We start from the raw sequence: 19,896 nt of genomic DNA on the forward strand, positions 1-19,896 counted from the left end.
AACCCTGAACAAGGTTTTGAGATGCGAATTCTCGTAACCGGCGGAGCCGGATTCATCGGATCACATCTCGTCCGTCGCCTGGTTGTACAAGGCGGTCATGAGGTGGTGAATCTGGATGCGCTGAAATACTCCGGCAATCTCACAAACCTCAAGGCGATCGAGGCCCATGTCCGTCATACCTTTGTGCATGGGGACATTGGCGATCAGTCCTTGGTCGAACGTCTTATTCGGGAGCATCGGATCGAAGGGGTGATCAATGCCGCGGCGGAGACCCACGTGGATCGGTCGATTCTCGATCCGGGGGCCTTTGCCAGGACCGATGTGGTGGGGACTGGCGTGTTGCTTGAGGAAGCCCGTCGTGCAGGCCTGCAGCGGTTTTTGCAAGTCAGCACAGACGAAGTCTACGGCAGTGTCGAGACTGGGATGTCGACCGAGAACGATTGCCTGGCCCCTCGCAGTCCCTATTCTGCCAGCAAAGCTGGTGGAGACCTCTTGGCCCTCAGCTACTGGACAACTTATCGGTTTCCCGTGATGGTGACTCGTGGCAGCAATACCTATGGGCCGAATCAGTACCCGGAGAAATTCGTCCCCCTTTTTATCACCAATGCGATCGACAGCCAGCTCCTTCCGCTCTATGGAGATGGACGTCAGCGCCGCGATTGGCTGGCAGTGCAGGACCATTGTGCGGCGATCGAGCATGTGTTTCTTCGAGGTGAGCCGGGGCAGATCTACAATGTCGGCGGAGGCAATGAACGGGAAAACATTACCGTGGCCGAACAGATTGTCGGCCATCTTGGTAAACCCCGTGACCTCATTCGATCGGTGCAGGATCGACCGGGGCATGATCGCCGCTACGCGGTGGATTGTAGTAAGTTGTGCCAATTGGGGTGGAGCCCAGCCGTGCCGTTCGAAGAGGGACTGAAATCGACTATCCAATGGTACCAGGAGCATGAGGATTGGTGGCGTTCGATCAAGTCAGGCGCGTTTCGCCAGTACTATGAACAGCAGTATGGGAAGCGGCTCAAAGAAGGTTCGAGGTTCGAAGTTGAAAGATAAAGAGCGTCACTGGGCCGACCAACTTCGAATATCCAACCAGGAACCTCCAAATCTTGTTAACCTCGAACATCGCACTATGAACCTCGAACACTTATGCGGGTTCTGATCACCGGCGCGCAGGGGCAATTGGGTCAGGCGCTCCAGCGGGCCTTCTCGGGAGAAGATCTGATTCTCAAAGACTTGCCGGAGTTTGACCTCACGCATGCTGACTGCGAATTCCAGATTGTGGCTGCCCGTCCCTCGGTCATCCTGCATGTTGGCGCCTATACCAATGTTGATGGGGCTGAGCGAGAGCCAGATCGCGCGATGGCGGTGAACGCGCAAGGCACCGCCTTTGTGGCCCGTGCCGCTGCGACGCTCAATGCGAGATTAATCTATGTATCGACGGACTATGTGTTCGATGGAATTCAGACAACTCCCTATCGTGAAGAGGACCAGCCCCATCCTATCAATGCGTATGGGCAATCCAAGCGCGAAGGGGAGCTCGCCGCATTGAAGGGCTGTCCCAACACGTTGGTGGTTCGAACCGCCTGGCTCTATGGACATGCGGGGAGTAATTTCGTGAAGACCATCATGAGGCTGGCCCGTGAGAAGCCCTTCCTTGAGGTGGTGGGAGATCAGCGAGGCTGCCCGACCAATGCAGACGATCTGGCTCTAGCCTTGAAAGATCTCGTTGCGAGTGACCTGCGAGGAATCTGTCACGTGACGAATCGCGGCGACTGTACCTGGCATGAATTCGCCGAGGCCATCGTCAGCCTCATGGGCCTCTCAACCCCGGTTCGGCCTATTACGACTGAGCAGATGGGACGTCCCGCGAGGCGACCCGCCTATTCTGTCCTTGCTCAGGAGCGCCTCCATGGTTTTGGATTCAGCATGCCCTCCTGGCAGGATGCCCTGCAACGGTTTGTCAGCGGGGTTCGGGAACAGTAACTACGGAGAAAGAAGATCGCTGCGCGTTGAAACGGGCACTCTGCCGGATGGGCGACCTGATAACCACGGATCAGGGGTGAGTGTGCGCTCGTCCAGGCTCTTGGCGCCAAGTGCTCAACCCTGGGGCGCATTCACAACGTGATCTGGCCCCAAATTTCTCGCGAGACTACCAACAGCTACTGCGAGAGCTGAGGGGCGCTCAAGGAAGGACTGGTGCACGATTGAAGCTCTGAGGCTCAGCGCAGGCTCGGAGGGAGGTCACTGTGTACCTCGGATCTTCTGCAACCGCTAGCGGCGGCAATCGAGGCGTGCGAATCTCTTGCCAGCGGTGGCCCAACAGTACGACTCTCAGCAGCCGGTAGCCATGAGGCTGCTTATGACTGCCACTATTGACGACCGGGCGCACTCCGCAAATTCTGATTTCTTGGTCGGTTGTGATTCCGGTGGGAAAAATATGGTGATGCTTTCTGCTAGTTCTAGATCGATGGGTGCAGTGTTTCCGCTAAATCTGTTTAGTTCCAAGATGTCGAGAGTTATTTAATGGCAGAACGTAATTGGTTGCGATTCAGGATGGTGTTTTCCCATCCATATAGTTTGATCGTCTTGTTTTGGAGCCTTTGCTACATATGGCGCCCATTGTATTTTGGCTTTTATAGTGATGACTATACTGTCTTGTTTGAGCCCCTAAAATTTCATCCAGCTTCTGAGTGGCTGGATTATTACACTAATCTTTATTCAAACCGCATTCTCGCTGGTGTGTTCAGCTATGTCCTTCTGGGTGCGTTTAAGGTGAATCCATTCCTGTGGCAGCTCTATGGCGCTATTGTCGTCCTTGCCGAGAGCCTCCTGTTTTTTAAGGCGCTGCAAACGCTGAACGCGCTGCAGACGGCAAGGCTGGATCGCAAGATTATTGCCCTAATCGCATGTCTGTGGATCATCAACCCGTTTTCGTTTGGATTTACTGCTTGGCCTGCCCACATGGTTACAGGCTTGTGCGTGGTGGCGTTTCTGCTGGCGTTTATTGCGTATTTCCAGGAACGGTTTCTAGCTTCGTTTATTTTTTATTCGATCAGTTGTCTGACTCTTGAGGCCTACTACTTTCAGTTTATTCTTTTCCTTGGATTGTCCTGGATCTATCAGCATAGGTTTTCCTTGAAGCGCACTAGGCTCGTCTACCATCTCGTGGTCTTTTCTTTCCTTCAGTTGTCCTTTATTCTTTATAATCGCTTGATTCAGAATGGAACAAGAAAGAGCTTCAATCCCGATTTCATTTTCACGAGAGTCCTCGGAGTCCTGCGGAATCCAATGTATTGGATTGAAGCACTGATCCCTTTCTTGATTGGAGCCTTCTTTGTGGCTCTATTGATTCGGAATGTGAGGAAGATACGAAATCGCAGTATCGAGCCACACCATGCGGCCTTGTTGTTGCTAGGTTTTTGCGCACTAGTGAACTTGCTCATGTATATGTCCGTTGGTTACTCGATCCGTCCGTTCGGAATAGCTTCGAAAACCACCATCGCAATTTCCGCACTTTTTATTTTCATTGTGTTTGTTCTGGCGCAGAGATTTCCCAGGAGGGCCCGTCTAGTTTTGGTAATAGTAATATTGTCTTTTGCTCCTATTTTCATCCAGCAGACCAAAGATTGGGCAGACAGTTGGTCGCTTCAACAGAAAGTGATCCATGCTTTTCCCGCCGAAGTGATTGCACGGGAAGGTCGTGAGAAAATCTTGCTGGCAATCGTGCCTAACCGAGTGAATTCCGTTCTGGTCTTTGAAGAGTCTTGGGCGCTCGGCCCGGCACTTCGTGCCCACTATTCGGTTCTGAATGAGGTGAAGGTCGAATATATAACTCATAAGTTTGGCACTTTCAGCGCCACCAGAACAGTTTATGATGGTGGTCAGGTTACGCAAGTTGGCCGATTAAGCGGCCATGTTTATTCGGGTCTTGAGAGCCAAAATGAACTGTTGCTGTGGAATTACTTTGATGGAACATTAAGGCGAGTCGATCATCCCTTCGTTTTGGAGGAAGATTTGTCTTCGGACTATCTAAGCTCAATTTCTACGGTCTTAATAGAGTGAAGGGCTGCGACTGGCGTGAGTTGAACACCATCCCCCATTGGCTCATCATCTGACCGAGGAAGCGTCTCAACCTGGCTGTGTCATTGTGGCATCATTTGCCCGGTGCACTTGGCGTGTGACACCACTCAAATATTTTTGCGCGCTGTGAATTGAGGAGAAGTATGGATACGCCTGTCATTTCGATAGTGTTTTCATTCAGAAATGAGGAGGAGGTTCTTCCTGAGCTTGTGCACCGTGTTGTGGCCGTTGTGGAGACAATCGGGGACTACGAACTCATATTTGTGAATGATGATTCTACGGATCGCTCTCTAGATGTTCTGCAAAGTCTCCGAGCGGAAAATAGCCGAATCAAGATTATTAATATGTCGAGACGCTTTGGGGTCTCTCCTTGCGTGATTGCCGGTCTTGCTGCCAGCAGAGGAGATGCTGCCATTTACATGGATTCTGATTTGCAGGATCCTCCTGAAATCATTCCCCAGATGGTGCGCGAATGGAAGAATGGTGCAGACATTGTGCATACGGTGCGGACTCACAGGCATGGAGAAAGCGCCGCGAAAATGTGGATCACGAAGATGGCGTACAAGGCCATCAACGCTTTCTCGGATATTTCTCTTCTCGAAAACGCGGGTGATTTTAAGCTTCTCAGTAGGCGGGTCGTCGAGGAGATCCTGCAACTAGGTGAGATGGATCCTTACCTGCGAGGCCTCTCGGTGTGGGTCGGTTTTAATCAAGCTGTTGTCAAATACGAAAGAGATGCTAGGTCCGCCGGCCAGTCGAAATTTGGATTGTTCACGAGTCTGAATCCATACAAAGAGTTTTTGCGAGGCATTACGTCGTTCTCCACGGTGCCTCTGTATTTTGCGTTGTTCTTTGGCCTCACAGTCTCGATGATCTCATTTGTTCTGCTTTGCTATATCATTGTTATGAAAATTGCGGGCATGAACTTGCCTGGGTGGACTGCTATCATGTCGGCCATCCTGTTTCTTTCCGGGGTCATTTTGGGCACGATCGGCCTACTTGGAATCTATGTCGGCAGGATCTACGATCAAGTTCGGAGCAGGCCAAAGTATATTATCAAGAAGCAAATAGGGTTTTAGTTAACCTTAAGCTGGTTCGAGGGACGGTATCCCTATGCTCACGAAATATTCATTTCTGAAGGTCCGCTTGCTTTTTTTGATGCTGCGGAAAGGCAAGCTGACCATAAGGAAAATTTTTAATACGGCGAGATGCTATGCGGCGTATCGTTTTAAATTGGATCGGTCCGGTCGAACCCCGATTGTGATTAATTTCGAACTTTCTAATCACTGCAATGAGAATTGTGTATTTTGCCGGTCGGAAAAAGGGGAGATTCCTGATCTTAACCCCGGAAATGCAGGTCAGATTATTCCTAAGGGGACGATGAAGTTTGAGATAGTCGAGTCCATCTTGCGGCAAACCAAGGATACGCTGTTGATGGCTGTGCCTTATGTGAATGGTGAGCCCTTCATTTACCAACGGTTGGATGAAGTCTTGAGAGTTGCCAGGGAGTGCAACGTGGCAACTATGATTTCAAGCAATGGAGTGTTGCTTAACCAGGAAAACATTGACAAGATTCTCGATCATGATTTGGATTTCTTGAAAGTGCATGTGTCCGGTTTTACTACTGATGTTCACAGAATCCAACATCGAGTTGGAGATGTGGAGGAGATAAAGCAAAACTTGCGGTTGCTGTTGAAATCGATCAGGGAGCGCAACGCACGTCTTTTGGTACTCATTGACTATATTCTCTATAAGCACAATGCCCACCAAGTTGATCAATTCAAGGCGTTTGCGCACGATTTGGGATTTTTATTTAGTGTGCGGCCAGGGAATCCTCTCGGTATGGAAGGGCAGGAGGATGCACAGCCTGTCCAGTTTCCGTCTGCGCAGAATATTCCATGTGATTGGCTATGGAAGGTTCTAACTGTAAATTGGAATGGGGATTTGTTGCCCTGTTGCGACTATGTGGTTTACGGAAATGCTGACGGTTATGGTTCATTCAAGGAGCATGAGACGGATGTGCTCGGCGTTTGGAATGGTTCTCGCGTTGTGCAGATGCGGAAAACTCATCGTGAGCAGGGCCGTAAACCTATTCCAATCTGCTCCAAATGCAATCGGGTTGGTGTCGAATTTAAATACTAAGTCAGTAGTGTCCCAACGTTAATCGAATAGAATGGGTTGCTGCTGCCGATTTGGTTGACACCAGCCTGCGCTAATTCCGCCTACGCTTAGAACTCCATCTGACTGAAATAATCAACGGGACGATCGGTTTCGATGCATCGAATAGCACAATGATAGACTCAACTCTTGACCAGCGAAAATCTCTGGCCGATATTGTTCGGTCATGGCCTAAAGTGTTCGGACTGGAGATTAAGTATTGGCGGGTAACGCTTGGTATTGCGCTGGTAATGGGCACTGCAGCGGTGTATGTGCTTCAGCATCATGGTTATGTGACTCCGGAAAACATTATGTCGCTTCTTCGGGCGCATCCCTTTTTGGCGCCGATCGTGTTTCTTGCTATCTATGTGTTGTCAGTCATGTGTTTTATACCCACACTGCCGCTAAACCTCGGTGCAGGGCTGATCTGGGGACCATATTGGGGAGGTCTACTGACCGTTTTAGGGGCGACTGCCGGTGCAGTAGGTGCCTTCCTCGCCGCGCGGTACCTTGCGGCTGATTATTTGAATGCCTGGTTTAGTAATCGGATTTGGAGCTGGTTGAGAGGTGAGGTTCTCAAGAAGGGCTGGAAAATGGTCGTGTTTGTACGCATTAATCCTATTTTCCCCTTTGGCCCTGCAAGCTATTTATTTGGATTAACCTCTATAAAATTCAGACATTATTTCCTGACCACGATGCTTTCTATCGTCCCGTTGAGTGTCGCCTTTGCGGCCGTTGGGCACTCTCTTGGTAGCATCGTTCTGGAAGGCCATGCAGGCGCTTTGTTCACCGACATTCTGGTAGTGTCGCTCGCTGCGACCACTCTAGCGTTTCTGAGAATAGCGTTTAGACGGATGACGAAATTATCGTGACGTCTACATGTCCAAAAACTTGGTCTGGTAATCTTGAAGTGTGGTGCGGCTGGGGCTATGTGTGGAAGTATGTCGATGCCAGGTGGATGCTGCTTCCGTGGGGCGAGTCGGTCAATGGCGTGATTGCTACTGGTGAGCAACGCATGGTTTTTGAATTTTGAGGTTGCACGTTCCCCTATGGAGGATTCTCGGTTGCCGCAATCACAGGGGGTTTGATTCTTAGTTGATCCGTCCATTTGAAATGGAGTTGTTGCTGGGGGTGGACCTGCAGTTTCTGGAGAGGGTACGCACTCGGTGAGTGCGTTCGTGCAAGTGGAGGTATTGAACGTTCACTGAATCATTTTGGTACACCGGTTATGGGAAATTTACGATGTAACACAGGCAAGCGAGGCGCGAGGCGAGTATCGCTAGAGCAAGCTCTTAAGCGAATTCGTTTGTTTGCCACTGATGTCGACGGCGTCTTGACGGATGCCGGGATGTACTATGCCGAGTCCGGCGATGAGTGGAAGAAGTTTAATACGCGGGATGGCATGGGGCTCAAATTGTTGCAGAAGGCTGGCATTATCACCGCCATCGTGACGCAGGAACGGACCAAGCTGGTGGCGCGGCGCGCGGAGAAGCTCGCGATTCCTGAGCTGCACCAAGGGGTGCTGGACAAGTTGTCCCTCGTCTGTGAAATGGCGGCACGTCATGGGCTGACCCTGAGCCAGGTCGCCTATATCGGGGACGATGTCAACGATTTGGAGACGCTGAAAGAAGTGGGGTTTTCCGCTGCCCCGGCCGATGGAATGCCCCAGATCGCGGCAGTGGTCGACTATGTCTGTCAGAAGAAGGGCGGGGAGGGGGCGGTTCGAGAAATTTGCGAGATGATTCTGGGAGTACAAAGTCGAAAGTCGAAAGTCCGAAATTCTAAGGTGCACGTTCAGGAAAGCGCTCGCAAGAAATAAGAGATCAGTTTATGGCTTTTTCTAAACGACCAACCCCGAACCTCAAACGCGAGAACCATATCTACCCCGTGATTATGGCCGGTGGCAGCGGCACCAGGTTTTGGCCATTGAGTCGGCAGTTGTTCCCCAAGCAGCTGCTGCGGATCATGGGAGATGAAACGTTGATTCAGCAGACCATGCGCCGCGTGGTCTGCGCGTCAGCGCCCGATCGGGTGATGATCTCCACGAATCCAGCCCAAGCAGAGTCCATTCGCGCCCAGCTGGGTGAGTGGAAAGACGCGCTGTCAGACAATTTCGTGCTGGAGCCTGAAGGGCGTAATACCGCTCCAGCTATTGCCTTGGTGGCCTTGGAACTGGTCCGTCGTGATCCTGCCGCAATTATGCTGGTGGTGCCGGCCGATCATATTATTAAAGGCCAGCGAGCCTTTGATGCGGCTGTCTCAATGGCTGCGACATTGGCGAAGCAGGATTATCTGGTGACCTTCGGCATCCAGCCGATCCGTCCGGAAACTGGCTATGGCTACATTAGGCCCAATCGGAAAGTGACGCTGGGGAAACAGGGCACGCTCAAGGGCCATCCCGTCAGCCGATTCGTGGAAAAGCCCAATGCCACCAAGGCTGCGCAGTATCTCAAAGCCGGGGACTATTACTGGAATAGCGGCATGTTTGTGTGGCGGGCTGCGGCGATTCTCGATGAGATTAAACGCCACCAACCGGCTCTCTCTCTCGGGATCGAACGGATCGGCCACTTGATGGGGTCTGGCGCGACCAGACAGTCCATCGATGAGGCCTATCGGGCGCTCACGCCGGTTTCGATCGACACGGGAGTGATGGAGCAATCGAAGAAGGCTGCGATCGTGCCAGTCTCCTTTCAATGGTCCGACGTCGGGAGCTGGGGCAGTTTGGATGAAGTCGCGCCGAAGGATAAGGCAGGTAATGTCGTGGTCGGTCGGGTGGTCGATGTCGGCAGCCGCCGGTCCATTGTCTACGGGGATCGTCGGCTCGTGGCAACGATCGGACTCACCGATATGGTGGTGGTCGATACGCCGGATGCCACATTGGTCTGCCCAAAATCCCGCGCGCAAGATGTGAAACAGTTGGTCGATATTCTTAAACGGCAGAAAGCGCCGGAGCATCTGGAGCATCTGACCGTGCATCGTCCCTGGGGCTCCTATACGATTCTGGAAGAGGGACTGGGCTACAAAGTGAAGCGGGTGACGGTCAAGCCTGGAGGGCGGCTCTCGCTCCAGCTCCACCATCGACGGAGCGAACATTGGGTGGTGATCACTGGGACGGCGCGGGTGACCAGAGGCGACGAGGTCTTTGATCTCAAGACGGGGCATAGTACCGAAATTCCTCTCGAAACCAGGCACCGGTTGGAAAATCCTGGCCAAGAGACCCTGCACATCATTGAAGTGCAAAACGGGCCTTATCTTGGGGAAGATGATATTGTCCGGTTTCAGGATGATTACGGGCGAAACATCAAACCGTGAGGAGTGATCAGTGATGGGTGATGGGTTGGGACATTCTCTGTACCGCATGACTGATCACGCTTCACTCATCACTCATCACAGGGGTTAGGAATGGGACTTTTTCGCGAATACGATTTACGCGGTATCGTGGGCCAGGAACTGACCGATGCGATTGCGGAGCAGGTGGGGCTGGCCTACTGCACCTATGTCAAAGACCGGGGGGTGAAGACGATTTCAGTCGGGCGGGATGGCAGGCTAAGTTCGCCTGGGCTTCACAAGGCTCTCGTGCGGGGGCTCCTCGCCGGTGGAATGAACGTCATAGACATTGGAGTCTGTCCCTCGCCGCTGGTGTATTTCTCGTTGTTTCAGCTGCCGGTTGACGGCGGCATCATGATCACCGGGAGCCACAATGCGGCAGAGTACAACGGATTCAAGATCTGCATCGGAAAAGACACGATTCATGGAGAGGAGATCCAGGCCCTTCGAGTGGTGATGGAGGCTGGCTCCTTTGTGTCTGGCGCCGGGCAGCTCTCGGAACATCCCATCATTCCCGACTATCTGGCCTATATCAAGAAAAGCTTTGCCCACGTTAATGCGAAGCGCCTGCATGTTGTCATCGACTGTGGGAACGGTGTGGCGGCCTTGGTGGCGAAAGAGGCCTTGGAATTTTTGGGCTGTCATGTCACAGGGCTCTATTGCGATCTCGACGGGCGATTCCCCAACCATCATCCAGACCCCACGGTCTTAGAGAATCTCGACGATCTGATTCAGGCCGTCAAACAGCACAAGGCCGATGTCGGGATCGGCTATGACGGAGATGCCGATCGCATCGGGACCATCGACGAGCAGGGGGATGTGTTGTGGGGTGACCGTCTGATGGTGGTCTACGCACGCGATATTCTGGCGGCAATGCCAGGGAGCACCATCATCTCTGAGGTCAAATCGTCACAGAGCCTCTATGACGATATTGCGAAGCAGGGGGGCCGTCCGATCATGTGGAAGACCGGCCATTCCTTGATCAAAGCGAAGATGAAGAGCGAGCAGGCGGTCTTGGCCGGCGAAATGTCCGGGCATATGTTTTTTGCCGATCGGTACTTCGGGTACGACGACGCGATTTACGCCTCATGCCGGTTAGTGGAGATTTTGGCCAAGACCACTCAGCCGCTCTCTGCCTTGGTCGCGGACCTTCCGAAGACCTCTGTTACTCCTGAGATCAGGGTTGACGTGTCGGACTCCATCAAGTTCAAGCTGGTCAAATATGTGCAGGATCGGTTGGCAATCTGTCTGAAGACCCGCGAAGCGCTCGGTCCTGCCAAGTTGGTGCTACGCGATGTCGTCACGATTGATGGGGTCCGCGCTATTTTCGACGAGGGCTGGGGCCTAATTCGAGCCTCGAATACCCAGCCGGCCCTCGTGTTGCGGTTTGAAGCCACCTCGCCGGAGCGATTGGCCACGATCCGCGCAGTGATCGAAGGCGAATTAACTGCAGCCAAGCAAACCCTTGGCTCCTAGTCGGCACCAGCCAGCGAGTTTTCTTTTTCGATATGTGTTGGCTCCTGCCTGGCTCGTCCTGGCATGCCTGATCTTGGGTGCCATGAGCGACGCGGTCTCATGGACTGGGCCTAGCGGCGATCCTCCATCAGTGAGACCCTTCCAAGTCGGAGAACGTTTCACCTACGAGATCTCTTGGCTGAATATCACAGCCGCCACAGCGGTGCTGGAAGTAACTGCTGCTGGCACGGACGGAGATCAGCCGCTGGTGAAACTGGTCACCACGGCACACTCGAGTCCCACGGTCACCAAATTCTTTCCCGTAGATAATCGGGTAGAGTCAATACTGGATCCCGCTACGCTGCTTCCGGAGCACTTGACCTTCAAGCGGCGAGAAGGGAAGAAGAAAGAAGACATCGAGTACACATTCCATCAGAAAGAGGGGTCGGTCACGGCGGTCAAAGGTGGGACGACGGAAATGTTTCAGATCCCACCTGGCACCCAAGACGTCATCTCCTGTCTCTATTATGCGCGCAGCGCATTGTCGTTACAGCCAGGCTCTTCTCTGACGATGAACGTGCATCACGATAAGAAGAACCACAAGCTGGACGTACGTGTTGAGGAGATCGAGACCATCAGCAGTCTATGGGGTAAGGTCGAAACGGCCCGCGTGTTGGTCGTCATGCCGTTCCAAGGTGTCTTCCTCAACCAGGGCAACATCCGGGTATGGTTTACCAACGATGACCGACGCATTCCTGTCAGGATGAAGGCGAAGGTGATCATCGGGTCGATTGTGGCGGATCTTGTGAGCGGGTTGCCCTCGGCGGCTCCTGTGAAGTGAAGGACTGGAAGTTCCATTGCCCACCTCACATAAAACAGCTATACTTGCGCCAGGTTAGGTCATTTTTCGCGGTCTTGTAACGAGTAAGGATCACCGTACTGATTCATGGCACAGCAGGCTCTTACCCTCGAACGGTTTATCAGCCTTAACCAGCCAGCATTTCCAGGGGGGGCTAGTGTCCTCACGGGGTTGCTGTCTCAGATCGGCCTTGTCGGGAAATACCTGGCTCATGATCTTCGCCGCGCCGCGCTCCTGGATATGCTCGGCACGACCGGTACGACCAATGTTCAGGGCGAAACGGTTAAGAAGCTCGACGAGATTGCCAATGAGACCTTTGTCAGGCTGTTGCAACAGAATGGGCAGGTTTGTGCCTTGGCCTCTGAAGAGATGGAGCAGCCGATCATCCTGCCGCGTAGCGGGGCGCAGGGATCCTATATGGTCCTGTTCGATCCCTTGGACGGCTCGTCCAATACGGATGTGAACATGCCACTTGGCTCGATCTTTTCCATCGTCATAAAACAGAGGCCTGATGACGTGCTGAGCGAGAGTGATCTTGTGCGGAAGGGGACAGAGCAAGTCGTAGCAGGCTATCTCCTCTTTGGCGCCAGCACGATGCTGGTCTTTACCACGGGCCAGGGGGTGCATGGGTTTACGCTGGACCCGGAGAGTGGAGACTATCTCCTCTCCCACAAAGCGATCACCATGCCGGCTCGGGGGAAGGTCTATGCGGCCAACGAGGGGAATTACCACAAGTGGCCTGGCGGAACGCAGAAGTATTTCGACTATCTGAAAGTCAAAGATAAGGCGACCGGGCGACCCTACAGTGGGCGCTACTCCGGTTGTTTAGTCGCGGATGTGCATCGGATCCTTCTCGGGGGAGGGATCTATCTCTATCCCGGTGAGCTGGACAAACCGGAGGGAAAGCTTCGGTTGCTGTATGAAGCGAATCCCTTGGCCTGGATTGTGGAGCAGGCAGGCGGGCGGGCCAGTACCGGCACGATGCGCATCCTCGACGTGGAGGCCAAGCAGCTTCATCAGCGGGTGCCGTTGATCATCGGCAGCATGGACGACGTGCTGGAAGCGGAACGTCATATTCAAGGTCAAGCGTAACGACAAGAGCCGTTTGAGGAGGGGACACATGGCAGATCGCGTACAGGACATTCTCAGCTGGTACAGCAACGACAACGCCGGAACGAAAACAAATATTGCCAGGCTATTGCGGCATGGCAAGTTGGCTGGGACCGGCAAGCTGGTGATTCTCCCGGTGGACCAGGGATTCGAGCATGGCCCGGCCAGGAGTTTCGCCGTCAACCCAGGCGGCTATAATCCTCTCTATCATTTTCAGTTGGCCATCGACGCTGGCTGTAATGGCTATGCGGCGCCGCTGGGATTTCTGGAAGCAGGAGCCGCGCAGCATGCCGGGCAAATCCCGCTCATCCTGAAGCTCAACAGCCACGATTCTTTGCATGACGACAAGGATCCCATGCCGTCAGTCACGGGGAGCGTCTCGGATGCTTTGCGTCTGGGCTGTGTCGCCGTGGGGTTCACGATCTATCCAGGCTCCGCCCATTGCAATGCGATGTATGAACAGCTTCGCGAAATTGCAGAAGACGCCAAGGCCTGCGGATTGGCGGTCGTTGTCTGGTCCTACCCCCGTGGTTCTGCCTTGAGCAAGGAAGGGGAAACGGCGATCGATGTGGTGGCTTATGCGGCTCAGATTGCCGCCCAGCTCGGCGCCCATATCATTAAGGTCAAGCTGCCTTCGGCGCATCTGGAGCAGGCCGCGGCGAAGAAGGTCTATGAAGCGACGCAATTGCCGATCAAGACGTTGACAGAGCGGGTCAAGCACGTGGTGCAGAGCGCGTTCGACGGACGGCGCATTGTGATTTTCTCCGGCGGCGCCAAGAGCGAAGATCAGAACGTGTTCGAGGAAGCGCGCGCGATTCGCGACGGCGGCGGGTTCGGTTCCATCATCGGGCGGAACTCGTTCCAGCGTCCCAAGCCGGAGGCGATTAAATTTCTCCACACCATCATGGGGATCTATTCCGGCGAGAGTAAGTAAGGCGTCGGCGTTTCGCGCCACGAATGGTGGATCGGTCGTATGAAGCATGAAGGATCGTTGATACCTATGAAGTCACGTCGGCCTTGGGTTGTTCCGTTCACGCTGATTGCCGTGGGCATCGTCATCGGGATTGTGGTGGCGTCCGATATGGGCTGGCTGCCGAACGGCACAGCCGGGCCAGAGCCGGTTCTTGCCCCCCTCGCTCGTCCCGTGGCCACGGTGCCACAGTTGCCGATGTCCGGAGGAAGCGGGAAGAACTTCGTCGAGATTGCGAAGTCGGTTAAGCCGGCTGTCGTCAACATTGCCGCGACACGCACCGGCAAAGCGGGAGAGGGCCCTCAAGGCTCACCCTTCGATGATCCCTTCTTTCGGCGCTTTTTCGGAGACGAACTCAAGCGCGATATGCCGAAAGAACGCAAGGAAAAGGGCCAGGGGTCCGGGGTCATTGTGGATCCCAGCGGATTGATCATTACCAATAATCATGTGGTGAACAAGGCAGACGATATTCGCGTCGTGCTGTCCGATAAGCGCGAGTTTAAGGCCAAGCTGATCGGCACGGACTCGAAAACAGATATTGCCGTGATCAAGATCGAGGCGACGGGCCTGTCGCCCATCGCCTGGGCCGATTCCGATCAATTGGAAGTCGGCGAGTTCGTGCTGGCGGTGGGCAGTCCATTTGGTCTGACCCAGACTGTAACGATGGGTATTGTCAGCGCGGTCGGGCGAGCCAGTATGGGGATCGCCGAATATGAAGACTTCATCCAGACCGATGCGGCGATCAATCCGGGTAATTCAGGCGGAGCCCTGGTGAATGTTCGCGGGGAGCTGGTCGGCATCAATACGGCCATCTTCAGCCAGAGTGGCGGGAATATGGGAATCGGGTTTGCCGTCCCCAGCAACCTGGCGCATTCGATTATGGATCAGCTGGTTCGAACAGGAAAAGTCGTGCGCGGCTGGCTAGGCGTATCGATTCAAGAGCTGTCGCCTGAGTTGGCGGCGCAATTCGGCATTACAGAAACGAAGGGCGTGCTCGTCAGCGATGTGATGGATGACAGCCCGGCAAAGAAGGCGGGATTCGAACGGGCGGATGTGATCGTGGAATTCGACGGCAAGCCGATGGATTCCCCTACGCATCTGCGCAACGCCGTCGCGCAAACTCCGCTCGGGAAAAAGGTCTCGATCAAACTGATCAGAGACAAGAAACACAAGACGTTGGACGTGACGATCGTCGAGCAGCCCAAGTCGATGACGCAGTCCGGATCAGAGGAGAGCGAGGAGTCGATCGCGCCGACCGGGGTCCTCTCCGATCTTGAGGTGCATGAGCTCACGGAGGAGTTGGCTAGCCGGTACGGGATCAAGTCGTCCGAGCGAGGTGTGGTCGTGACGCGGGTCAAGCCAGGCAGCACGGCTGAGGAAATCGGCGTGAGGGAAGGCGACATTATTCTGGAAGTGAATCGAAAGGCTGTGACCTCGCTCAAGACCTATGAACGGCTGCGGTCCGGTCTGTCCAAAGATCAAGCGGTCCTCTTGTTGGTCAAGCGGCAGGGCCGATCCCTCTATCTCACGCTCAGGCCCTGAGGACCGTGGAAGATCCCGCGCGAGAGGAGCCAGTGGCCAATCAGGTGATCGCTCTCGTGCCCGCTGCCGGGCGCGGGCTCAGGATGGGCGGTTCGACCCCTAAACAGTTTTTGGCGCTGGGCGGCGAGCCGCTCATCATCCAGTCTTTGTTGGCCTTGCAAGCCGCAGCGGTGGTTGACCAGATCATTCTCGCCGTTCCGTCCGCGGACATCGACTATTGCCAGCGTGAGATCGTCGCGAAGCATCGATTCACAAAAGTGACGAAGGTGGTGGCCGGCGGCGCTGAACGTCAGGATTCGGTGCGGCATGCGCTGGCGGAAGTTCCCTCAGGCACAGAGATCGTGCTCGTCCATGACGCGGTCAGACCCTTTCTGACCCAAGGGATGATCGACGAGGTGGTGGCAGTGGCGAGGAAGCATGGCGCGGCGATCGTCGCCCTTCCCATGAGGGATACGGTGAAACAGGTCCGGCCTGATGGGATGATCGAACGAACGGTCGATCGGACGCCCTTGTGGCTCGCGCAGACTCCGCAGGCCTTTCGACGGGATTGGATCGAGGAAGCTCATCGGAAAGCGCATGCCGAAGGGGTGCGGGCTACGGATGACGCCTTCCTGGTGGAATGGCTCGGGCATGCTGTGGCGGTGGTCGAGGGGAGCGGGGAGAATATCAAAGTGACGAGGCCTGAAGATCTGGTGATCGGCGAGGCCATTCTGGCATCGAGGGTGAAGGCACGTGGAACTGGCATCTCTCACTGACGAACGGCGCATGGCGAATTACGAGGAGAGCCTATGACGATGCGGGTTGGTTGCGGGTACGATATCCATCCCTTGGGAGCAGGGCGCAAGCTGATTCTTGGCGGGGTCGAGGTGCCGCACAGCAAGGGACTGTTGGGCCATTCCGATTCCGACGCTTTGGTCCATGCCCTCTGCGATGCCTTGCTCGGTGCGATGGGGGAGGGAGATTTGGGGCGGCACTATCCCAGCTCCGATCAACGGTTCAAAGATATTTCAAGCCTCAAGCTGCTGGAGGATGTGGTCGGGAAGCTGCGGGCCAAGGGGTATCGCATTGTGAACGTGGACACCATCGTGATCGCGCAAGCCCCCAGGCTCAGTTCCTACTTGACGGCGATGCAGAAGCAGATGGCGCTAGTGCTCGGGGTTGATCCGGATCTGGTCAATGTGAAGGTCAAGAGCGGCGAGGGCATTGGCATGATCGGTCGGGAGGAAGGGATCGCCGCCCAGGCGGTCTGTTTGATCGAACGGGCTTCTGCAGCGTAAGGTAGCCTTTATGCTTCTCAAAACCATTCAAGAAGATCTTCGTGCAATATTCGACCGGGACCCCTCGGCGACCAGCTGGTTTGAAGTCGTGCTGACCTATGCCGGCTTCCATGCCATGTTGGCCTATCGCGTGTCCCATTGGCTCAAGGCCCATCGCGTTCCGTTTCTCCCTCGTTTCATTTCTCAGCTCGCCCGTTGGCTGACGGGGATCGAGATCCATCCGTCGGCGAAGATCGGCCGGGGATTCTTTATCGACCATGGCATGGGTGTCGTGATCGGCGAGACGGCGGAGATCGGGGACTTTGTGACGCTCTTTCAAGGCGTGACGCTCGGCGGAACGGGCAAAGAGCGGGGCAAGCGGCATCCGACGGTGGGGAACCATGTCGTGGTCGGAGCCGGAGCCAAGATTCTGGGCGGAATCACGATCGGCGATAATGTGAAGATCGGCGCCAATTCGGTGGTGCTGAAGAATGTCGCGGCTAACTCCACCGTGATTGGCGTGCCGGCCCGCGTGATTAAAACGCAGGGCGAGCGGCTACCAGATGCCACCATGGACCATATCAACCTGCCAGACCCCATTAGTGACAGACTCTTGTCGCTCGAACAGGAGTTGATCGAACTTCGCAAGAAGCTGGAGAGTCAGGATTCCCCCCGCCTGTTCTAGCAGGATGCTGAAAAAGGCTGCCAGCTTCGTTCTCAGCTCATCGAAATCCTCACCGTACCCCTGAGGGTACGCCTCCGGTTTCGACTCGCCTGCGGCCTTGCTGACAGCCTTTTTGAGCATCCTGCGAGTCTGCCTGCCACCACGATCCCCCGCTAGTCATAATCCACCCGCGTGAGACAGAGTCCATGAGGCGGAGCGGTTACTCCTGCTGCTCGCCGGTCCTTGGCCTTCAGGACCTCTGTCAGGCTGTGGGGCGTCCGTTTACCCAACCCGACTTCGACGACCGTTCCCACCATCGCGCGAACCATATGTTTCAGAAACCGATCGGCATAGGCTTCAATACGGATTTCCTCGCCCTGACGCAGAATGGCAAATCGCTGTAGCTGGCAGATGGGATTGGTGTTGTCCGTGAGACTTCCCTCGAAGGAGGAAAAGTCCTGCGTTCCGATGAGCGAAGCCGCCGCCTCTTGCATGGCCGCTTCGTCCAGTGGCCGGTAGATGTGCCAGACGAACGCACGATCGAGGGTGGGCTTGGGCTGGCGATGGAGGATTCGATAGGTGTAGAGCTTGCCTCGCGCGTCGTGCTGGGCATGAAAGCGGTCGTCCATGAGGGAAGCGGCGCGCACGGCAATATCGTTCGGCAACACGGCATTGAGCGATCGCATCCAGCTGGTCGCGGGCCAATCGCAGCCGGTGCGAAAGCTGGCGACTTGTCCGAGCGCATGCACGTCGGAGTCCGTGCGGCCTGCGCCGATGATAGCGACCGTGGCGTGGCTGACCTGGTGGATGGCTTGTTCGATGGCCGCTTGGACCGTGGGTTGGTCAGGCTGACGTTGCCAGCCTGCATAGCCGGTTCCGTCATACTCGACGACTAACTTTACGGTTGGCATGGCTGTCGTAGGAGGAACGGCGCGGCGATCATCGCGTGGCCAGCTTGGCTGAGCCGAGGAACGTTTTGACGCTTTCCTCCAACGCTTCCGCGACGCGCGTCGTGAAGAGCCCGGTTCGGAGCATCTCTTCTTCGGACGCATTCGAGATATAGGCGATTTCAGCCAGGATGCTGGGCATGCTGGTGAAGCGGAGCACATAGAACGGCGCGGTCTTGACGCCATGGTCCACCAGCGTATAGTGGCTGTTCAGGGTCGTCACCATGGCTTCCTTGGCGGTCCAGGCCAGTTCGAGGGATTCTTCGATTTTCTTCGACGTGAGGAGATCAGCCACGAGGTATTCCCATCCCACGCCGGTGTTGCTGAGCGGAGTGCCGTTTTCGCGGGCCGCGACTTCGAGCGCCCGTTGATCCTTGGCTGCGCCGAAATGGTAGATTTCAATGCCCTTGACGGAGCGTTTGGTGTGGGAATTGACATGGATCGAGACGAAGAGATCCGCATCCTGTGCATTGGCGAATTTTGCGCGGTTCTCCAGCTCGATGAATTCGTCCCGTTCACGGGTCATGAGGACGCGGATTCCCGGTTGCTTGCTTAGGAGATCGCGCAGCTTCAGCGCTACCTTCAGCGTAATGTCTTTCTCTTCCGTTCCCCGTTGCCCCAAGGCGCCAGGGTCTTTCCCTCCATGCCCTGGATCGATCACGACGGTCTTCACTGGCTTGGTTTGGGGCTGAGTCGGCTGTGGCGGAGCGGTGAGTGATGGCGTCCGGTCAGGCAAGGGTTCTGCAACCAGCGTCGCCAGGGACTCTCTGGGGGGCACGGCATCGATGACCAGCCTGGGAGGGTTGGCCAAGGTGAGTATTTTGTAACTCTGAAATGAACCGGTCGGGAGAGAGATGTCGACCGATCGCTCCGACGTCTGGGTGATGATGAAGGGCTTGGATCGTTCGCCTGATGCAAGTTTCGCTTTGGCGGATGGACTCAATGTGGTGTTGGGAATGGTGATCGTCACTCCCTCGGCCTGAAGAATGGGCTGTTTGCTTGGACGGGCTTTCGAGTCGAGGTCGAGGACGAGCCTCGTCAATCCCGGTGAGCTGGCGGTTCGGACATCTTGAACCGTCACCAGGCCTGGGGCCTGGGGCGTGAGCCGTATTTGGGAGGTATGAGGTTTCTTGGGCTTGGCTGGAGATTTCTGCCGCGCCTCATTCGTGGCGGCAGCGGCGTGGATCAGGTGGAACGGATCGAGGGCAAGACCTGGGAGGCCGAAGAGTCCGACCAGGAAGGCGATGGTGAAGATGCGCCACAAAGCTGATCGCATGGGTGTTGACTGCCTGTAATGGGATATAGAGTTTTTTCTCAGATGTATGCCCCATTGTCAAGGGGATTGGAGGTACGAACCTCTGCGGGGCCGATTGACAGAGGGCGATACGAGCAGTAGGGTCTCTTGCAGGATGCTGAAACAGTCCGCCAGCTTCGTTCTCGCATCGTTCAGACCCTCAACGTACCCCAGGGGTACGCCTCGGGCATTCACTCGCTGCGGCCTTGCTGGACGAACTGTTTGAGCATCC

Annotated in this window: 18 protein-coding genes; 16 read left to right on the plus strand and 2 right to left on the minus strand. The window is 55.2% G+C overall.

Annotated elements, in window-relative coordinates:
- Positions 1 to 21: 21 nt before the first annotated feature.
- From rfbB to cysE, 16 genes are all read left to right on the plus strand, one after another.
- Positions 22 to 1,056: a dTDP-glucose 4,6-dehydratase gene (gene rfbB / locus NT179_02935; GenBank protein MCX5720969.1), complete on the plus strand. Its 1,035-nt coding sequence runs from the start codon at positions 22 to 24 to the stop codon at positions 1,054 to 1,056.
- Between the two features lie 93 nt (positions 1,057 to 1,149).
- Positions 1,150 to 1,986, plus strand: a complete 837-nt coding sequence (gene rfbD / locus NT179_02940) for a dTDP-4-dehydrorhamnose reductase (protein ID MCX5720970.1) — start codon at positions 1,150 to 1,152, stop codon at positions 1,984 to 1,986.
- A gap of 540 nt (positions 1,987 to 2,526) precedes the next feature.
- On the plus strand, positions 2,527 to 4,065 hold the full coding sequence (locus NT179_02945; GenBank protein MCX5720971.1) for a hypothetical protein: 1,539 nt from the start codon (positions 2,527 to 2,529) through the stop codon (positions 4,063 to 4,065).
- A 161-nt stretch (positions 4,066 to 4,226) separates the two neighbouring features.
- The gene (locus NT179_02950) at positions 4,227 to 5,162 is read left to right on the plus strand and encodes a glycosyltransferase family 2 protein (GenBank protein ID MCX5720972.1); all 936 of its coding nucleotides are present in this window, start codon (positions 4,227 to 4,229) and stop codon (positions 5,160 to 5,162) included.
- 34 nt (positions 5,163 to 5,196) lie between these two features.
- The gene (locus NT179_02955) at positions 5,197 to 6,225 is read left to right on the plus strand and encodes a radical SAM protein (GenBank protein MCX5720973.1); all 1,029 of its coding nucleotides are present in this window, start codon (positions 5,197 to 5,199) and stop codon (positions 6,223 to 6,225) included.
- Between the two features lie 149 nt (positions 6,226 to 6,374).
- Entirely contained in the window at positions 6,375 to 7,112 is a 738-nt protein-coding gene (locus NT179_02960; GenBank protein ID MCX5720974.1) for a VTT domain-containing protein, read from the plus strand.
- 434 nt (positions 7,113 to 7,546) lie between these two features.
- The gene (locus tag NT179_02965; GenBank protein ID MCX5720975.1) at positions 7,547 to 8,059 is read left to right on the plus strand and encodes an HAD hydrolase family protein; all 513 of its coding nucleotides are present in this window, start codon (positions 7,547 to 7,549) and stop codon (positions 8,057 to 8,059) included.
- Between the two features lie 11 nt (positions 8,060 to 8,070).
- Positions 8,071 to 9,552 carry a mannose-1-phosphate guanylyltransferase/mannose-6-phosphate isomerase gene (locus tag NT179_02970; protein ID MCX5720976.1) on the plus strand — a complete coding sequence of 494 codons (1,482 nt, stop codon included), beginning with the start codon at positions 8,071 to 8,073 and terminating at the stop codon, positions 9,550 to 9,552.
- Positions 9,553 to 9,642: 90 nt separating this feature from the next.
- Entirely contained in the window at positions 9,643 to 11,043 is a 1,401-nt protein-coding gene (locus NT179_02975) for a phosphomannomutase/phosphoglucomutase (protein MCX5720977.1), read from the plus strand.
- Positions 11,044 to 11,125: 82 nt separating this feature from the next.
- Entirely contained in the window at positions 11,126 to 11,863 is a 738-nt protein-coding gene (locus tag NT179_02980) for a DUF3108 domain-containing protein (protein ID MCX5720978.1), read from the plus strand.
- A gap of 105 nt (positions 11,864 to 11,968) precedes the next feature.
- Positions 11,969 to 12,973 carry a class 1 fructose-bisphosphatase gene (gene fbp, locus NT179_02985; GenBank protein ID MCX5720979.1) on the plus strand — a complete coding sequence of 335 codons (1,005 nt, stop codon included), beginning with the start codon at positions 11,969 to 11,971 and terminating at the stop codon, positions 12,971 to 12,973.
- Positions 12,974 to 13,001: 28 nt separating this feature from the next.
- On the plus strand, positions 13,002 to 13,925 hold the full coding sequence (locus NT179_02990) for a class I fructose-bisphosphate aldolase (protein MCX5720980.1): 924 nt from the start codon (positions 13,002 to 13,004) through the stop codon (positions 13,923 to 13,925).
- A gap of 66 nt (positions 13,926 to 13,991) precedes the next feature.
- Positions 13,992 to 15,503, plus strand: a complete 1,512-nt coding sequence (locus tag NT179_02995) for a DegQ family serine endoprotease (GenBank protein ID MCX5720981.1) — start codon at positions 13,992 to 13,994, stop codon at positions 15,501 to 15,503.
- 32 nt (positions 15,504 to 15,535) lie between these two features.
- On the plus strand, positions 15,536 to 16,258 hold the full coding sequence (gene ispD, locus NT179_03000; protein ID MCX5720982.1) for a 2-C-methyl-D-erythritol 4-phosphate cytidylyltransferase: 723 nt from the start codon (positions 15,536 to 15,538) through the stop codon (positions 16,256 to 16,258).
- 39 nt (positions 16,259 to 16,297) lie between these two features.
- On the plus strand, positions 16,298 to 16,780 hold the full coding sequence (ispF, locus tag NT179_03005) for a 2-C-methyl-D-erythritol 2,4-cyclodiphosphate synthase (protein MCX5720983.1): 483 nt from the start codon (positions 16,298 to 16,300) through the stop codon (positions 16,778 to 16,780).
- Positions 16,781 to 16,790: 10 nt separating this feature from the next.
- Positions 16,791 to 17,444 (plus strand): serine O-acetyltransferase, encoded by a 654-nt coding sequence (gene cysE, locus NT179_03010; protein MCX5720984.1) that lies wholly within the window; start codon positions 16,791 to 16,793, stop codon positions 17,442 to 17,444.
- A 152-nt stretch (positions 17,445 to 17,596) separates the two neighbouring features.
- On the opposite strand, the gene truA is transcribed toward cysE, so the two are convergent.
- Both truA and NT179_03020 read right to left on the minus strand, forming a co-directional pair.
- Positions 17,597 to 18,334 (minus strand): tRNA pseudouridine(38-40) synthase TruA, encoded by a 738-nt coding sequence (gene truA, locus NT179_03015; GenBank protein ID MCX5720985.1) that lies wholly within the window; start codon positions 18,332 to 18,334, stop codon positions 17,597 to 17,599.
- 28 nt (positions 18,335 to 18,362) lie between these two features.
- The gene (locus NT179_03020; GenBank protein MCX5720986.1) at positions 18,363 to 19,646 is read right to left on the minus strand and encodes an N-acetylmuramoyl-L-alanine amidase; all 1,284 of its coding nucleotides are present in this window, start codon (positions 19,644 to 19,646) and stop codon (positions 18,363 to 18,365) included.
- Between the last annotated feature and the right edge of the window lie 250 nt (positions 19,647 to 19,896).

It is taken from the genome of Nitrospirota bacterium (assembly GCA_026387665.1).
Classification (GTDB): Bacteria; Nitrospirota; Nitrospiria; order Nitrospirales; family Nitrospiraceae; genus Palsa-1315.